The sequence below is a fragment of the Hymenobacter sp. BT188 genome, assembly GCF_014333585.1.
Lineage (GTDB): Bacteria > Bacteroidota > Bacteroidia > Cytophagales > Hymenobacteraceae > Hymenobacter.
Window position 1 is genome coordinate 491,647 of sequence record NZ_JACSCW010000002.1, and the last position, 16,133, is coordinate 507,779.

14 protein-coding genes are annotated in these 16,133 nt (G+C 53.0%); 5 read left to right on the plus strand and 9 right to left on the minus strand.

Annotated features, from left to right (window positions below):
* Window positions 1-118: 118 nt before the first annotated feature.
* The 3 genes from H8B13_RS06235 to H8B13_RS06245 all read right to left on the minus strand — a co-directional run bounded on the left by H8B13_RS06235 (window position 119) and on the right by H8B13_RS06245 (window position 4,577).
* On the minus strand, window positions 119-1,858 hold the full coding sequence (locus H8B13_RS06235) for an APC family permease (RefSeq protein WP_187309944.1): 1,740 nt from the start codon (window positions 1,856-1,858) through the stop codon (window positions 119-121).
* 196 nt (window positions 1,859-2,054) lie between these two features.
* Window positions 2,055-2,735: a potassium channel family protein gene (locus H8B13_RS06240; protein WP_187309945.1), complete on the minus strand. Its 681-nt coding sequence runs from the start codon at window positions 2,733-2,735 to the stop codon at window positions 2,055-2,057.
* A gap of 21 nt (window positions 2,736-2,756) precedes the next feature.
* Window positions 2,757-4,577 (minus strand): TrkH family potassium uptake protein, encoded by a 1,821-nt coding sequence (locus H8B13_RS06245; protein ID WP_187309946.1) that lies wholly within the window; start codon window positions 4,575-4,577, stop codon window positions 2,757-2,759.
* 275 nt (window positions 4,578-4,852) lie between these two features.
* Here H8B13_RS06245 and H8B13_RS06250 point away from each other — a divergent pair, with 275 nt between their 5' ends.
* A complete protein-coding gene (locus H8B13_RS06250) occupies window positions 4,853-6,088 on the plus strand; it encodes an acyl-CoA dehydrogenase family protein (protein WP_261990251.1) in 1,236 nt (411 codons plus the stop codon).
* 152 nt (window positions 6,089-6,240) lie between these two features.
* Window positions 6,241-6,576 carry an HIRAN domain-containing protein gene (locus H8B13_RS06255; protein ID WP_187309947.1) on the plus strand — a complete coding sequence of 112 codons (336 nt, stop codon included), beginning with the start codon at window positions 6,241-6,243 and terminating at the stop codon, window positions 6,574-6,576.
* Window positions 6,577-6,638: 62 nt separating this feature from the next.
* On the opposite strand, the gene H8B13_RS06260 is transcribed toward H8B13_RS06255, so the two are convergent.
* The gene (locus H8B13_RS06260; RefSeq protein ID WP_187309948.1) at window positions 6,639-7,100 is read right to left on the minus strand and encodes a DUF4268 domain-containing protein; all 462 of its coding nucleotides are present in this window, start codon (window positions 7,098-7,100) and stop codon (window positions 6,639-6,641) included.
* A gap of 202 nt (window positions 7,101-7,302) precedes the next feature.
* Between H8B13_RS06260 and H8B13_RS06265 the strand changes: the two genes are divergently transcribed.
* The 3 genes from H8B13_RS06265 (at window position 7,303) to queG (ending at window position 11,820) form a co-directional block, all read left to right on the plus strand.
* Window positions 7,303-9,306, plus strand: coding sequence for a monovalent cation:proton antiporter family protein (locus H8B13_RS06265; protein WP_187309949.1), 2,004 nt, complete (start codon window positions 7,303-7,305; stop codon window positions 9,304-9,306).
* Between the two features lie 314 nt (window positions 9,307-9,620).
* Window positions 9,621-10,676, plus strand: a complete 1,056-nt coding sequence (gene ruvB / locus H8B13_RS06270) for a Holliday junction branch migration DNA helicase RuvB (RefSeq protein ID WP_187309950.1) — start codon at window positions 9,621-9,623, stop codon at window positions 10,674-10,676.
* Between the two features lie 154 nt (window positions 10,677-10,830).
* Entirely contained in the window at window positions 10,831-11,820 is a 990-nt protein-coding gene (gene queG / locus H8B13_RS06275; protein ID WP_315985110.1) for a tRNA epoxyqueuosine(34) reductase QueG, read from the plus strand.
* Window positions 11,821-11,871: 51 nt separating this feature from the next.
* On the opposite strand, the gene H8B13_RS06280 is transcribed toward queG, so the two are convergent.
* From H8B13_RS06280 to H8B13_RS06300, 5 genes are all read right to left on the minus strand, one after another.
* Window positions 11,872-12,060: a hypothetical protein gene (locus H8B13_RS06280; RefSeq protein ID WP_187309951.1), complete on the minus strand. Its 189-nt coding sequence runs from the start codon at window positions 12,058-12,060 to the stop codon at window positions 11,872-11,874.
* 260 nt (window positions 12,061-12,320) lie between these two features.
* Window positions 12,321-13,202, minus strand: a complete 882-nt coding sequence (locus tag H8B13_RS06285; protein WP_187309952.1) for a ferritin-like domain-containing protein — start codon at window positions 13,200-13,202, stop codon at window positions 12,321-12,323.
* A gap of 23 nt (window positions 13,203-13,225) precedes the next feature.
* On the minus strand, window positions 13,226-13,939 hold the full coding sequence (locus H8B13_RS06290; protein ID WP_187309953.1) for a ferritin-like domain-containing protein: 714 nt from the start codon (window positions 13,937-13,939) through the stop codon (window positions 13,226-13,228).
* A 195-nt stretch (window positions 13,940-14,134) separates the two neighbouring features.
* Window positions 14,135-15,127 (minus strand): ferritin-like domain-containing protein, encoded by a 993-nt coding sequence (locus tag H8B13_RS06295; RefSeq protein ID WP_187309954.1) that lies wholly within the window; start codon window positions 15,125-15,127, stop codon window positions 14,135-14,137.
* A gap of 49 nt (window positions 15,128-15,176) precedes the next feature.
* Window positions 15,177-15,956, minus strand: coding sequence for a ferritin-like domain-containing protein (locus tag H8B13_RS06300; protein ID WP_187309955.1), 780 nt, complete (start codon window positions 15,954-15,956; stop codon window positions 15,177-15,179).
* Window positions 15,957-16,133: the final 177 nt, after the last annotated feature.

Below are 16,133 nucleotides of genomic sequence, written 5' to 3' on the forward strand. Positions count from 1 at the left end.
ACGCCCATAAAAAAGCCCCCCCAGAACTGTTCTGGGGGGCTTTTTTGCTCAATGAAAGCGACATATTTAGTAAAAAGCAATTGTCACCACCATCCGAGGAAGCGGACTAATCTGCAACTCAAATAATTAACCGCACGCCACCTAGTTCGGAGACGTGGTAAGGAAATTGGTCGCCGGGCGAGCCAATAAACATGAAGTTCTTCGGTATCTGCCATTCCTGTGAGAGCTTGTCAATCAGCTCAGGGCCAAACTTGCCCTCCATACTCACAAAATCTACTTCAATTTGGTCGTATGCACGATCCAATACACGGATATCAGTGAGTAAGTCCTGCGGATACGTTTCACCAGGTCTGAGCAGCGTCACGATTTTTAGCTTGGTCGTAAATTCATTTTCTACCACGTAAGCCATCACCTTGTTGAGGTTCGATACGTTGTCACCCTTCGTAAAAAAGACGAACTCCTGTTGGTGCAGCTCCCGCAGCATCTGCCGCAGCTTAAGACGCACTAGGCGCGAAAAGCGAGGCGACTGCTCGGCAAAGGAATTAGCGGCTGCCAATATTAGGTTTAGGATGCCAATGCGGTTCAGCATCACATAAATCAGCACCATGGCTGGCAGAAAGTACGACAGAAACACAACCAGGTAATCCGGGTGAATTTTGATGTTGCCATACAAGGCCACCAGAATACTGATAAGGGCCAGCGTTACGGTAAGAATACCCGCGTACACTGGCCGTGGTAGCTTGGGCCGCTTACGCTTGAGCAAAAAGTTGCCCAGCGCGAAGAACGCCATGACCGCCAAAAACGAAATGGTGTACACCCCCGATAGCGGCCCCAGTTGCCCATTGGTAATCAGCAGCACCGATACGCACAGCAGGAAGAAGGTTATGAGGATGATATAATTGCTCTCGTTCTTGTTTTCCTTCAGAAAGAATTGGGGCAGAATGCGGTCTAGGGTCATGCGCTTCATCAGGCCGCTTACCCCCACAAAAGACGTAAGCACGGCCCCACTGAGTACGGCCACCGCATCCACCGAAATCAGCATACCCAGCCAGGCGCCGCCGGTAGTGTTGCCCAGATGCGACAGTAGCGTTTCGGTATGCTTCCCAACCTCGCCCATCGGTAGGGCCGCTACGGCCAGAAAGGCAATAGCTGGGTTGAAGAAGCTCACCACTATCCACATATTGCGCAGGGTTTTGCCAAATACGCCCCGGGCCTGCTCTTCCACAAAGTTGGCGGAGCTCTCAAACCCCGAAATGCCTAGCATAGCCGCGCTAAACCCGAAAAACAACGCATTCGCTATGCTGCCGCCTTTCAGAGGCAGACTGAAATTAGCGGTGAGTACATCCGTACCGTGGGTGGTTAAGTACCAGATGGCGCTGCCTACCAGCAAGGTAAGCGAGATAAGATGCACCAGGAAAATAGCCACCGCCACCTTTGCCGACTCTGATATGCCCAGAATAGTAAGCACCAAAAATAGCCCCAGTAGCCCTAGCGTAGCCCAGATTATCGGCAGGCCGTGCCACAGCGTGTGTAAGTAGTGCATGGCTTCGCTGGCCGAAATAACCGCCGTAGCCATGTAGGATAGAATAGTTAGACAGGCCGCCAAGGCTGCGTTGCGCTTACTGGTCGTGTTCAGGAGCACGTTATAGGCGCCGCCATTCAGCGGGAGGGCGCCCACCACTTCGCCGTATATCTTCCGAAAAAGGAACAGTACGGCGCCCACCATAAGGAGCGCAATCCAGGCGTATTGCCCGGCGTAGGCAATGGCCAAAGCGGATACGTACAAGCACGAAGAGGAAATGTCATTGCCGCAAATGGCAGTGGCTTCCAGTTCGTTAAGCTTCTTCTCGTGACTCATATAAGTAGGAAAAGCGGGCGTAGAAACGACAAACCGCAATTTGCCGGCTGAATACCAGCTAAGCAGCCGCTGGGGGGCTTTTTAGCTTTAGTGGAACTGAATGTAAGGGTAATGCAGGAACGACTGTACGGCTAAGCCAAATAAATGGACAACTCTGCAAAAAAATGCCTCCATATGTATCAAAAGCAGCTTTAAGCTATTGCAATAATTTCTTTATGTCTTCCATTCTGCCGAAAAGCACTAGCGTATCACCGGCTTCAAACACGGTATCGGGGGCTACTACGCCAATAGCCGCTGGCTTGCGCTGGGGGCGGCCAAATAAGTTGGTATCATCCTTCAATCGAATGATAGTCAGTACATTAATATTGTATTTCTGACGAAAGTTGGTCTCCTGTATTGTTTTGCCCACGTAATGCGTGGGCACCGTCGCCTGAATGATATTGTAATCTTCGGTTAGCTCCAGCGAATCCAGAATGCCTTTCAAGTCGAGACTTTTAGCGAGGCGCTCGGCCGATTCCATTTCGGGCCTGATAATCTTATCTACTCCAATGGCCTCCAGTACTGTTTGGTGCAGGGGTGAAATAGCCCGGCCAATAAGCCGTTTTACTCGAAGCTGCTTGAAGTTGGCCACGGCCATCACCGAAGCCCCAAAATCTTCGCCAATGCCCACCAGCACTACATCGGTATCGTTGATGGGGAGTGTAGAGAGGGCCTGCTGATCTTTAGCGTCTAGGCAAACAGTATGCGTAATGCGGTCTTTGTATTGGGTAACCTTGGCAATATCGTTATCAACGGAAATAACCTCGTGGCCCATTTCCGTAAGCCTAATTGATAGCGACGAGCCAAAGTAGCCCAACCCGACAATGATGAATTTCATGTGCGTTTGCTCAGCAGTATGTTAGGTAATAATAATGTTTTCGGAAGGGTAGCGGTAGTTCAGATTGTTAACCTTGCTTAATACACCAGCAATCAAAGTGAACGTACCTACGCGCCCCAAAAACATAGTTACAATGATGACTAGCTTGCTGCCGGTAGTCAGCTCAGGCGTCAGATTTAGGCTCAGCCCGACGGTGCTATAGGCAGAGAAAGCCTCAAAAGCCACTTTTAAGAGGGGTATGCCGGGGTTGAAATACGCAATAAGAAGCGTAGCCAGACCGATAACCAAGAACGACAGCATCATGACGGCAAAAGCCTGCTGCACGGACTTGCTCGGCACCTGACGACCAAACAACTCCAACCGTTCCTTGCCGCGCGCAATACTGGAAATGTTCAGGAAGGCGAGCGCGAATGTGGTGGTCTTGATGCCGCCGCCTGTCGAGCCCGGCGAGGCCCCCACCCACATGAGCAGCAGATAAATCAATACCAGCGGCACGCTCAGCTGAGACATATCAACGGTGTTGAAGCCAGCGGTACGGGGCGTAACACCCCCGAACAAGGCCGCTACAAATTTGCCAAAACCGCTGTGTTCACTCAGGGTATTATTGTACTCAATAGCATAGAACAGAAAAGTGCCCCCCACGAGCAAAATGGCTGAAGTAAGCAGTACCAGCTTGGTATTCACATTGATAATGCGCGGGATATACACGTAGCGCTCCCGATGATATACTTGCTGCCAGCGGTTTCTGATTCTTTTCTGCAGATAGCTGTATAGGTTGAAAATGATAGGGAAGCCAAGTCCTCCTATAACAATTAGCGCAATTACTACAAGTTGCAAGCTATAGTTGAAGCGAAAGTTGATGTCGTATAAGCCGGCTGAGAGGGTCGAGAACCCGGCGTTGCAGAAGGCGGAGATGGAATGAAAAATGGCAAAGCCGATGCGGTCGTGTAGCTGCGGTATTTCTGCTGGCCCGATGGATGCATAAATGAGGCACGCGCCCACAAATTCAACCAAAAAGGTGATCCAGACAATGTTGCCGATGGTGCGCATGGTGTTGCCAATACTATCCTCATTAACAAGACCTTGCATGAAAAGCTGGTTCTGAAATGACGATGAGCGTTGGAAAAACAACGTCAGGAAGCTGGTGAAAGTCATGATACCTAGCCCACCAAGCTGAATCAGGACGATGATGACCACTTTGCCAAAGGTGGTAAAGTAAGTGGCCGTATCAACGGTAATCAGACCCGTGACGCAAACGGCGCTGGCGGAAGTAAAAAGGGCATCGAGCAGACTAATGCCATTTACGGTGGCTCGGGGCAGCAGTAGTAAGCCGGTACCCAGCAAAATCAACAGAATAAAGCTGGCTATAAATAGAAGGGCTGGGTTGTAGCGCAGCTGATAAAACGTGAGAGAGCGTCGGGAGAGCTCGATCAGGAACACATACAGCAGCACGATCAATATCAGAAAATCCTCTTCTATATATCGACTCAGCCGGGTACCTGTCAGCACAAGTTGCTCGGGAAAGAAGGTCAAAAACGCTCCATACGCCCCCAGTAGAATCAAAATACACTCTACTATCACCCAACCCTTCGGTACGCCCGACCGGTTGAGCAGAATCAGGCGCAGACTTAGAACCAGCACAAGGCCCAGTGTATACACGCCGTAGAAAGTGTTGAGCGTAGCATCGGCGGCGGCTGTATGAGCAAATCCCAGATCGTACAGAAATACGAGTAAACCACCCAAGCTCAGGTAAAACAGCACCGAATCAGCCTTGCCGATCAGCTTTGAGCGATGCTTTTCTAGCTGGCCATCAAGGTGTTCTCTTATTTTAACACGGTACATCTTCGTTCAACTAAAGACTTAAGCAAACTGCCGCCCTGCAAAGGGGCTATCGTAGGTAATAGAGCGGTAAGCTTAGCTGCTCGGGCTTACAAGCTACTTCGCAATGGATATGCGCTACGTAGTTTGGAGACGGAAAGATGATGAATCAATTTGGGATGCGCTGGAACCCGCTTAGCGGTGGGCTGTTCTGAGAGTGTGCCGGATTGGATACGCGAACAGCCACCCCAGCCCGAAATTTTTATCTTTGAGCTTCCCACCCCATTTATACTTCTGTTATGTCATCTCAAGCCGACGTTCTCTCGCCCGAATCCAAAGCTCACACCGCCCAGAAAGGCAGTACCAACGCCGCCGGCTTCACCGATTATTTCGACCTCGACGGCCTGCTCACCGAGGAGCACAAGCTCATCCGTCAGAGCATCCGCGACTTCGTGAAGCGCGAGATTTCGCCCAGCATCGAGAAGTGGGCCCAGCAGGCGCATTTTCCCTCCGAAATCGTGCGCAAGTTTGGCGATGTCGGCGCTTTTGGTCCTACCATTCCGGCCGAGTACGGCGGCGGCGGCCTCGACTACATCAGCTACGGCCTGATTATGCAGGAAATTGAGCGCGGCGACTCCGGCATGCGCTCCACGGCCTCGGTGCAGGGCTCCCTGGTGATGTTCCCGATTTACCAGTACGGCTCGGAGGAACAGCGGCGCAAGTTTCTGCCCAAGCTGGCCTCGGGCGAATGGCTGGGCTGCTTCGGTCTTACGGAGCCTGACCATGGCTCCAACCCCGGCGGTATGGTTACGAAGCTGGAAGACAAAGGCGACTACTATATCCTGAATGGTGCCAAGCTCTGGATTTCCAACTCGCCCAAGTGCCAGGTTGCCGTGGTATGGGCAAAAAACGAACAAGGCCGCATCAAAGGCGTTATCGTGGAGCGTGGAATGGAAGGCTTCACTACTCCCGAAATTCATAACAAATGGAGCTTGCGCGCCAGCACCACCGGCGAGTTGGTCTTCGACAACGTGCGCATCCCGAAAGAGAACATCCTGCCCAATGTGGAAGGCCTAAAAGGCCCCCTGAGCTGCCTCGACTCGGCCCGCTTCGGTATTGCCTGGGGGGCAATTGGTGCCGCCATCGACTGCTACGAATCGGCCCTGAAGTACTCGCTGGAGCGCGAGCAGTTCGGCAAGCCGATTGCCGCTTTCCAATTGCAGCAGCGCAAGCTGGCCGAAATGATTACCGAAATCACCAAGGCACAGCTTATGGCTTGGCGCTTAGGTGTTTTGAAAAACGAAGGCAAAGCTACCAGCGCCCAAATCAGTATGGCCAAGCGCAATTCCGTGGATATGGCTCTGCATATTGCCCGCGAAGCCCGTCAGATTCACGGCGGTATGGGTATCACAGGCGAGTACCCCATCATGCGCCACATGATGAACCTAGAGTCGGTGATTACTTATGAAGGCACCCACGATATTCATTTGCTCATTACGGGTGCGGATATTACGGGTATTCAGGCGTTTAAGTAATATCTAGTTGTTTGAAGAAGGGCCAGCTTATGTATATAAGCTGGCCCTTCTTGCTTAGATCGTTTTGCCAATACGAACCAAGATTGACACTGCTTTCTCCAGTAAACCTATATTAGCTCATCTTTTACGAATTACTCTCCTTGCTTGCTGCTATGGCTGCTGACTCCGCTTCGCCTTTAGTATTACTTGAATGCCTGATTGCCGGTACTTCACACCGCGAGGGCTTGAAGGCCTACGAGCCAAATTTGCAGATTGGTCAAGATCTGACCGTAGCCCGAGAAGCTGACAGCGCCTACGATGACTGGGCCGTGCGCGTATACACCGCCGGCGCTGAGCCGATGTGGCTGGGGTACTTGCCCGAGGGTCGGAACGAAACTGTAGCTCGACTGCTCGATGCTGGTTTTGAGCTGACGGGCCGCCTCACGCACAAAGCCTGGGAAGATGACTGGCTATACCTGGAAATGGAAGTGCTGCTCTTGCGCAAGTAAATAGCTAAAAGAACAAATGTGTAAAAAAGCCCCCCAGCATGCTAGGGGGCTTTTTTGACCTGCTACCGCAGTTCCTCAAACGCGTACTGCGCGTTGCTCCAAAACTCGTCCAGCGCAATCAGGCGCGGCTTGAAGAAGGAAATTAGCGCGGGCCAGTCGTCGCGGCTGAATAGGTTGACGGGCTGCAACTCTTGGTAAATGCGGCTGAGGGGCTGACCATTCGCATCCTGCGCTTCCAACTCCCAATGCCAGGCTTCGCCCAACGTTTCCTCCAGCATAGCTTTCAATTGCTCAAACTGCTCGAAAAACAGCTGGCGAATTTCCGCGTCGGCGTGGGTGAGCTCAATGCCAATGGTGGCGCGGCGGTTGTCGGCGTGCAGGCGGAAATACAGGTTTTTGTAGCCGGTTTTGTAGTTGATCCAGTTGATGGGCGTGCCTTCGGTCGAGGGTACGGGGGCCATGTATTGGCCAAACGTAGTCCAGAAGGCTTGGCGAAACTGCGCTACTTCCGCTTTACTATACATTCTTTGTTTGCTCCTTTTTGCGTCTTTGTCAGCACTTGGTACGCAAAAATAGTGTTAGCGGCTTAGTGAGCAGCAATGGCTTTATTGCCCATAGACCGAGCTTACCAAGGTCTTGACTACTATCTTGAGGTGTTTGGGCAAAATTCACGGACCTTTGGAATAAAATTGCCCTTAGCGCCAGTTTTATTTACCTCAGAAGTTTATGCACGTTCCTATATTTTCTGATGTCATTATTATCCTGCTGCTCTCGGTAGGCGTCATTCTGCTGGTTAATAAGCTGCGGCTGCCGTCTATTGTGGGGTTTCTGGTCACGGGTATTGTGGCGGGCCCGTCAGCGCTGGGCTTGGTGAAGGCCCAGGGCGACGTGGATATGCTGGCCGAACTGGGTGTAATTCTGCTTATGTTTACTATCGGCCTGGAGTTCTCGCTCTCCAGCCTTTCGCGGCTCAAGCGGGCCGTATTTCTGGGAGGTAGCTTGCAGGTTGGCCTTACCATTGGCGCTACTTACCTGCTGGCAGTGGCATTCGGGTATTCGACGCCTGAAGCCGTATTTCTGGGCTTTCTGCTGGCTTTGAGCAGCACCGCCATCGTGCTCAAGCTCCTGCAGGACCGGCTGGAGATGGAGTCGCTGCACGGGCAGGTAATACTGGCCATCCTCATCTTTCAGGACTTGATTGTAGTGCCCATGATGCTGCTTACGCCCATGCTGGCAGGCAAAGGCGCCGGCAACCCCTGGGCCGATCTGGGCTTGCTGGCAGTAAAAATCAGTGGGGTGTTGGCGCTGGTGTGGTTTGGGGCGCGCTACCTTATGCCACGCCTGTTGTTTGTGGTGGCCCGAACGCGCAGCCGCGAGTTGTTCTTGCTCACTACCATCGGCACCTGTCTGGGTGTGGCGTGGCTCACGTCTACAGTGGGGCTTTCGCTGGCGCTGGGGGCCTTTTTGGCGGGCCTTATTATCTCCGAATCGGAGTACAGCTACGAGGCCGTCAGTAATATTCTGCCTTTCCGCGAGATTTTCGCTAGCTTCTTTTTTGTGTCCATTGGTATGCTGCTCGACGTCCGGTTTTTCTTGGAAAATCCGCTTACCATCGTGCTCATTACCTTGGCCGTTATGGCCGTCAAGTTCCTGCTCACGGTGGGCGCTGCCCTAGCCCTGCGGCTGCCCATGCGCTCGGTGCTGCTGATTGGTCTGGCCCTGTGCCAAGTAGGGGAGTTTGCCTTTATTCTGTCTAAAGTGGGGCTGGAAGCGGGCCTGATGCAGCAGCGCGAGTACCAGTATTTCCTAGCCGTTTCTATCCTGACCATGAGCCTGACGCCCTTGGTAATGCTGGGCGCCGAGCCTTTTGCCACGTTTCTGCTGCGACTACGGATTTTCCAGTCGCTGGACCAGGGCCTGCGCATGCAGACCGACCAGCTGCCCCCCGAGCAGGAGCAGAAGCTCAGCGACCACTTGGTGGTGATGGGCTACGGCTTCAACGGCCGCAACCTGGTGAAAGCTGCCAAATATGCCAAGGTGCCCTATGTAATTATCGAGACGAACCCCATTACGGTACGCCAGGAGCGGGAAAAAGGTGAGCCTATTCTGTACGGCGACGCCTCGCAGGAGCATGTGCTGGAGCAGGCCCACGTAGCGCATGCCCGCGTGATGGTAGTCGCTATATCGGACCCGGCCAGCAGCCGCCGCATTGTGGTATCTCTGCGCAAGATGAACCCCAACTCCTGCATTTTTGTGCGCACCCGTTACATCCACGAGATGGAGGAGCTGTACCGTCTCGGCGCCACCGAAGTAATACCGGAGGAGCTGGAAGCTTCTATTGAGATCTTCTCGCGGGTGCTGGCCAAGTACCTGGTACCTATGCCTGAAATCGACAGGCTCATCAGTGAACTGCGCGCCGGGCGCTATGATATGCTGCGCCGCCGCTCCCTCACGGATGGCGAGTGGTCATCGATGCACATTTCGCTGGCCGACGCCGAAATGTCGACCTTCCAGGTGTCCAAAGAAGGGGAACTGGTGGGCAAATCCTTATCGGAGACCGAGGTGCGGCAGCGCTTTGGCATCAGTTTGCTGGCTATCCGGCGTGGGGGAAAGATGTTATACGAAATGACCGGCGACACGGTCATCGAGCCCAACGATACGCTTTACATCTTTGGTCAGCCCGAGCGTGTACAGGAATTCGTCCGTAGCGCGGATTCAGTCCTACACTAATTAATTGACTCAAAAAGGCCGTCGTGCAGAGCGTAGCATCTTGCGTGCTGTCGTTGCCAAGCCGACTCATCTCCCAATAGAATGTCATGCAGAGCAAAATGAAGCATCTCGCGGGCTGACGCGGGATTAGCACTCCAGCTAAACATGCTAAATGCTTCGCGCCGCTCTGCATGACGTTCTTCTGTATCAAGTTTATTTTTTTTTGCTAAAATGTTTAGTTATAATAGACTATACTAAATATTTTTACTAAAACGGGAAGCATTTTGCCCCCCAAAGCGTTATCTTCACTCAACGCCAAACCTAGTATTTACGCTATGCGCGAAGCATTTCTCACCGGTGGCAGTGACCACATGGACCCTTCTGAAAAGGAGATTGATAAGGCACTGCGGCCGCTCAGCTTCTCCGACTTTACGGGTCAGGATAAAATCGTCGAGAACCTGAAAATATTCGTGGCAGCCGCTCGTCGGCGGGGCGAAGCCCTCGATCACGTCCTGCTCCACGGACCTCCCGGCCTGGGCAAAACCACCTTGTCGCACATTATTGCGGCCGAGTTGGAAGCTGGTATCAAAATGACCAGCGGTCCGGTGCTTGACAAGCCTTCCGACCTGGCGGGGCTGCTGACCAACCTGGAGCCCAACGACGTACTCTTCATCGACGAGATTCACCGCCTCAACCCCGTGGTGGAGGAATATCTGTACTCGGCCATGGAGGATTATCGGATCGACATTATGCTCGACTCCGGTCCGAATGCGCGCTCGGTACAGATTTCACTGTCGCCATTTACGCTCATCGGTGCTACTACGCGCTCCGGCTTGCTGACCTCACCACTTCGTGCTCGTTTTGGTATCAACGCCCGCCTGGAGTACTACGACTCAGCCCTGCTAACCAGCATTGTAAAGCGCTCAGCTGAGATTTTGAATACGCCTATTCATGATGATGCGGCCTTCGAAATTGCTCGCCGGTCGCGTGGTACGCCGCGTATCGCCAATAACTTGTTGCGCCGCACCCGCGACTTCGCCCAGATAAAAGGCACTGGCACCATCACCGTCGACATCGCTCAGTTTGCCCTAAACGCCCTCGACGTGGACCAAAACGGCCTAGACGAGATGGACGTGCGCATTCTAACGACCATCATCGACAAGTTCAAAGGTGGCCCGGTTGGCTTGAGCACCATTGCTACGGCCTGCTCCGAGGAATCGGAAACTATCGAAGAAGTGTACGAGCCTTTCCTGATTCAGGAAGGATACATTAAGCGTACTTCCCGGGGCCGCGAAGCTACGGAGGCCGCGTACCGGCACTTGGGCAAGCTCATGCCGCAGCACCTGCGCGGCAACTCGCCCGGCGATTTGTTTGGAGAGCAGCCCGTTTAGGCAACTCCTTATTTGATTCAACTATTACATGGAACGCACCGCCCACAGCGGTGCGTTTCTTTTTTTCAGCCGTACTTTGCCCTGAAGTGGCGGGGCCGCACTGCCGTTTTTTATCTTGTTGCAGCCGTTTTGAGCGACATTTTCAGTATACTCCGTGACCGTAAGCGAAACCATCCAAAGCCGTAATGCCGCTTTTATCAAGCGCCGGGCGGCAGAGCTGGGCTTTATGTACTGCGGCATCTCGAAGGCGGAATTTCTGGAGGAAGAAGCCCCCCGCCTCGAAAACTGGCTCAACCGGCAGATGCACGGGCAGATGGGCTACATGGCCAATCACTTCGATAAGCGCCTCGACCCGCGCCTGTTGGTAGATGGGGCCAAATCGGTGATTTCGCTTCTATTGAATTATTACCCTGCCGAGGAAGACCAGCAGCCCGCTGATACGCTGCACATCAGCAAATACGCCTACGGCCGCGATTATCACTTCGTCATCAAAGACAAGCTCAAAACGCTGCTGGCCGATATTCAGCAGGAAATAGGCGAAGTAGGCGGCCGCGTGTTCGTCGATTCGGCGCCGGTGATGGACAAGGTGTGGGCCAAGAAAAGCGGCCTGGGCTGGGTGGGCAAAAACTCCAACCTCATCACGCCCGGCGTAGGCAGCTTTTACTTCATTGCCGAGCTAATTGTAGACCTGGAGTTGACCCCCGACGGTCCCATCAAAGACTACTGCGGTACCTGTCGCAAGTGCATGGACGCTTGCCCCACCGACGCCATTTCGGAGCCCTATGTGGTGGATGGCAGCAAGTGCATCAGCTATTTCACTATTGAGCTAAAGGACCAGATTCCGACGGAGGTGGGGGGCAAATTGGGTAACTGGGTTTTTGGCTGCGACATCTGCCAGGACGTGTGCCCCTGGAACCGCTTCGCCAAGCCTCACCAAGAACTGCAGTTTCGGGCTCACCCCCAATTCAAGGAAATGCGCACTTCCGATTGGCAGGAAATTACCCACGAGCTATTTACGGAGCTGTTTCGGCAGTCGGCGGTAAAGCGTACGGGCTACGCGGGTCTCACGCGTACTATTCAGTTTGTAAGCGAGACTGACTCCACTTCTTATAACGAAGCAAGAGCCACGAGCGAGGAAGCCTGAGTGGCTTTCCTGGCTTGTGGCTCTTGCCTGGATGGGTACTTACCTTCGGCTTTAAGCAGCTTGGGCAAAAACGCGGTTGAGTATGCGCTGGTAGATGCTCGCGAACTGCTCGTAGCACCAGGTTTTTAGTTGAGTTAACTCTTCTGGCACAAGCATGCGAAGGGCCTTGCGCAACTCTTTTTCAAATAGGATTTTGTCGAAGCTTACTTTAAGCAGAATGGTTTTCGCATATTCCAACATCGCAATGAATAGTAATAAAGGTGGGTGGTAAAGGGTAGGACGCGAGGGGTAATAGATATACGAAAGCCACATAAAAAGGCTTTCTCCGAGGAGCAAAAGCGTTAGTATATTTTCAAATGGTACAACGCCATTAGAGAATAATACCAAAGATAAGATATGTCCCAATCAGGTTGCAAGCTCATGAATGAAAAAAGAGCGACATAAGTCGCTCTTTAGAAGTATATTAAGTATAAAATCAGGGTTTATCAGTAACCTGTCTGTTAGTAGGTGAAAATACTTACGAGCGAAGTCGCCGTGCTGGCTGGTATCGGCTCATCGAAGGCCTCAGCCACTTTAGCTACGGCTACTACCGTGTTCAGCGGTGCCTGATCGAAGGGTACTTGTCTGAGGCCAGCCATAAACTGATTGACTAAGTCTTCGCTAGCGTATACCGCGTCGGTTTTGCCTGGCACCGCAATACTGGTATCACTCGCGCTTACCCAGTTCTTGACATTTGCCCCCCGAGCCCGCCGCATACTGCGAATGTGGGACGCGTGCCGAGCCTCTACAGAATGAATACGCAAAGCTGCTTCGAGCAGTGAATTATCCGTTTGCAGGAAACCAACCTGCCCTTTGTAAGCCCGTACGCCGGCATCTTCCAGAGTTTGAGCTACTTGCAGAAACGTGTCGAAGTTTGTAAACACATCAGCGAATACGGCGGGTTGAGCGCCATTCTTACTGCCTGTGAAGTCGAAGCGGGGCTTAGTAGGCAGCGTGCCGCCCGACGCCTGAATAACGCGCTCCATAAACCGCACGTGCTGCTGCTCGTGGCGATAGATAGTCTCAATTGCCGGGCGAGTGCCCGCAGGGAAGAAACCGGCGGGCACGCTGGGCGCGCCAGCCACTAGCCCCAGAGCGCGGGCATAAAACTCGCTCTCGAGGTATTCCAGTATAAGGGCGAGGTTCAGGGAGTCGAGGATAGTGCGGATGTCGCGGGCCTGGGCCGGCATGATGGCCGTGCCAAGTGCCAGGGGCAACGCAGCTAGCGCCGCCTTACGACCTAACTGACTCAGGGGGGCAAATGCGGCCCGACGCGAGCTAAGCCGGTCGTACAGGGTGGGATCTACTTCGGCCAGATCGGCGAGGAGTTTAAGAATATTCATAACGCAGGAGTAACCGAAGACGCTTAGGCAGGAAGGCTGGCCGCCGAGATAGTAATGTTGAGAAAAGTGTTTACCACGGCTATTACCTGAGCAGGCGTTTTGGCCGCATCGAGCCCATCAAGCGCGCTACCATCATTGACGACTACATCGGCCGTAGCGAACGAATTGGGCTGCACCAGGTCACGGACCAAGGCCGCGTGGCGCGCTTCTACGGAGGCAATTTTGCCCGCTATGCCCAAGTATACCGGATCGGTGAAGAGCTTGCCGGCGCCATTGTAGGCGGCTACTCCCAGGTCTTCCAGCGTTTGAGCGGCTGCGAGTACTCCTGCGCGCGTGGTTAGTGTAAAGGAGCTGAAGTTGAATACAGCCGTACCGATGGCGCTCGTGCCCAGCGCAAACTTGAAGAACTCGCGGTGAATGACTTCGTGGTCGCGTATATCGGTGAAGTAGGCCAGTTCAGTGGACGGCATATCGGCGGGGGGCGTGGCTACTACTTTATCGTAGAAAGCGGCCTCCAATTGCTCCAGCAGATAAACATAGTTGAGCAGGCCAGTGTCGCCGGTGCCGAGGGTAAATGCCTGCTCGGGCGTAACCTCCGGCGTTTCGTCTTCTTTGTCGCAGCCCGCCAATACCAAAGCTGATGAAGCGGCCGTAGCGCCGGCTACTCTGAAAAAAGTACGTCTTAGCACCGGTCGCGCCGAAAACAGGCGAGAGAGAGAAGTAGATTTCGTATCCATAAAAGCGAAAGAATCAATCTAAAAAAGCCCCCCAGAAGCGAAAGCGGGCACAACACAAGCAAAGATAGCCCGATAAGCCAACTCCGGTTATGGGTAGGAGCGTGCAAAGCGGTAAAGTGTTGCATGGTTGAGCTAAAAAACAAAAAAGGACGACCCGTAGGCCGTCCTTTTCAAGAAAATAACAGTGGGCAGCGACTAGATGAACGTGCTGCCAGTAATTACGAACGTACGAGCGATATCCGATACTACTGGTACGGGTAGCGCCTCATCGAAAGCCTCCGAGAAGGCCGCCGCTGGGAAGTTCAAAGAAGATAAAGCTGTCTGAAGGTTTACACCGCCTTGCGTCACGTTTTCTTCACCAGGGAAGGTGATAACCGCAGGAGTGTAAGCTGGAGCAGCGCCCATGGCGTATACTGGGGCCGTTTGTGCTGGGGCTGGTCCGCCACCGTCGTTGCCAGAAACCCAACTCTTAGGCGAAGCGCTTCGGTCAGTGCCGGCAGCAGCGGTTTGCGAAGCTGCATTGTTCATGGCACCAGCACGACGCATCGTACGAATACGCGAGGCGTGACGAGCTTCTACCGAGTGAATGTTCAGAGCTGCGGTTAGCACGTCTTTGTTGCTGGCAAGGTAAGGAGCACCGCCTTTGTAGGCACGTACGCCTGTGTCTTCTAGTGCCTGCGCTACGGCCAGGAAGGTAGCAGGGGCAGTGAATACCGTGGCAAAAGGACCAGGAGTACCACCTTTGCCACCCGTGAAGTCGAACGTATTAGCGGCTGGGGCATCAATAGCGTTCGTGCCTAGAGCCGTGCGCAGAAAGGCTACGTGAGCCGTTTCGTCGTTACGAATTTTTTCCAGGGCCGCCAGGTTGGTGGCGCTGAAGCCAGCACGCAGGGCAGTTTGTACAGCAGTAGCCGTAGCGCCCATGGCACCTAAGCCTTGGTTGTAGAAAGCGGCCTCCAGATATTCCAGCTTCAAAGCGAAGTTGAGAACATCATTTACGCCGGGTGCCATGCTGGTTTGCGCATACGCCTTGTTCAGAACGGCACCGAACGCCATCGGCACTGCGGCGGCAGCCAGGGTTTTGCCCATGCCGCTCATGTGCTTGAAAATGCTGCGGCGAGAATCCAGACGATCGTACACCTCAGGGTCTACTTTCTCGATTTCAGAAATTATTTGGAAGATGTTCATAACTACAAGTCAATGATTGAGTGGGGATGAAGACTACAGGCAACCTGCGTTACACAAGGCCGGAAACATTCAGCTTAGAGCCTTCAGCCAAGAATGTGTTGGCGGCAGCTACAACTTCCGTTGGGGTTTTAGAGATTTCTAAGCCACTTGAGTTAATCACGTCAGTTCCAACGAAATTGCCTTCCTGCAGCAAGTCACGGATGATTGCGGCGTGACGAGCTTCAACCGAAACGATTTTGCCAGCCAGCAGCAAATAGAGAGGACCATTGCCGGTAGTAGAGATAAACCGGCCGGCACCGTTGTATGCCGATACGCCTAAGTCTTCGAATGCTTTGGCGGCACCCAACACACTGGCCCGATCATTAAAGTTGATAGCGCTGAAGTTTGGAGTGAGGTCCTTAATAATAGCCGTTGGGGCTGCGCCAGTAATAGCTGCCTTAAAGAACTCGCGGTGAATAACTTCGTGATAATAAAGGTCGTCCAATATCTGACGTTCTGCGCTGCTGGCATTCAGGCCAGTATAGTAAGAGCCCGTCCGCAGCTGGGTATAGAAAGCCGCTTCTAGCTGCTCCAAGGCATATGCATAGTTCAACACGCCCACATCACCTGAGCCTACACTAACGGTAGTGGCACCGGGAGTAGGTGTAACGGGCGGGGTAGGAGCTGCGGGGTCAGGGAATACTTCATCGTCATCGCAACCTGATAGAAGTAAAGCCGTGGCACCAGCCGTAGCACCGGCATACATAAAGAATGAGCGACGCTTGATGGGCACGTATAAGGGCTTATCAAAGCCAGTATCGTCTCCGCCTGCTTTGGTGATCTTGGACATGAGAAAAAAATTAGGGTGAATAGTGAAGAAAAGTTTAGGCAATAGCTTTCCAGCACGCCTGTGTAGGCGTTTTTTGTAATAATCTTAGAAAAGAAGATTATTTAAACACCACTTACGGCTCAGTTCACAGATCGGATTGCAGTGAGCGATTTTATTTTGTGTAACTTTTTGTCATAA

Bases quoted from the DNA above. Each gene is read 5' to 3' on its own strand.
- H8B13_RS06290 (WP_187309953.1), bottom strand. From the start codon at position 13,939: ATGGATACGAAATCTACTTCTCTCTCTCGCCTGTTTTCGGCGCGACCG.
- H8B13_RS06300 (WP_187309955.1), bottom strand. From the start codon at position 15,956: ATGTCCAAGATCACCAAAGCAGGCGGAGACGATACTGGCTTTGATAAG.
- H8B13_RS06280 (WP_187309951.1), bottom strand. From the start codon at position 12,060: ATGTTGGAATATGCGAAAACCATTCTGCTTAAAGTAAGCTTCGACAAA.
- H8B13_RS06295 (WP_187309954.1), bottom strand. From the start codon at position 15,127: ATGAACATCTTCCAAATAATTTCTGAAATCGAGAAAGTAGACCCTGAG.
- H8B13_RS06250 (WP_261990251.1), top strand. From the start codon at position 4,853: ATGTCATCTCAAGCCGACGTTCTCTCGCCCGAATCCAAAGCTCACACC.
- H8B13_RS06255 (WP_187309947.1), top strand. From the start codon at position 6,241: ATGGCTGCTGACTCCGCTTCGCCTTTAGTATTACTTGAATGCCTGATT.
- H8B13_RS06240 (WP_187309945.1), bottom strand. From the start codon at position 2,735: ATGAAATTCATCATTGTCGGGTTGGGCTACTTTGGCTCGTCGCTATCA.
- H8B13_RS06265 (WP_187309949.1), top strand. From the start codon at position 7,303: ATGCACGTTCCTATATTTTCTGATGTCATTATTATCCTGCTGCTCTCG.
- H8B13_RS06235 (WP_187309944.1), bottom strand. From the start codon at position 1,858: ATGAGTCACGAGAAGAAGCTTAACGAACTGGAAGCCACTGCCATTTGC.
- ruvB (WP_187309950.1), top strand. From the start codon at position 9,621: ATGCGCGAAGCATTTCTCACCGGTGGCAGTGACCACATGGACCCTTCT.
- H8B13_RS06245 (WP_187309946.1), bottom strand. From the start codon at position 4,577: ATGTACCGTGTTAAAATAAGAGAACACCTTGATGGCCAGCTAGAAAAG.
- H8B13_RS06285 (WP_187309952.1), bottom strand. From the start codon at position 13,202: ATGAATATTCTTAAACTCCTCGCCGATCTGGCCGAAGTAGATCCCACC.
- H8B13_RS06260 (WP_187309948.1), bottom strand. From the start codon at position 7,100: ATGTATAGTAAAGCGGAAGTAGCGCAGTTTCGCCAAGCCTTCTGGACT.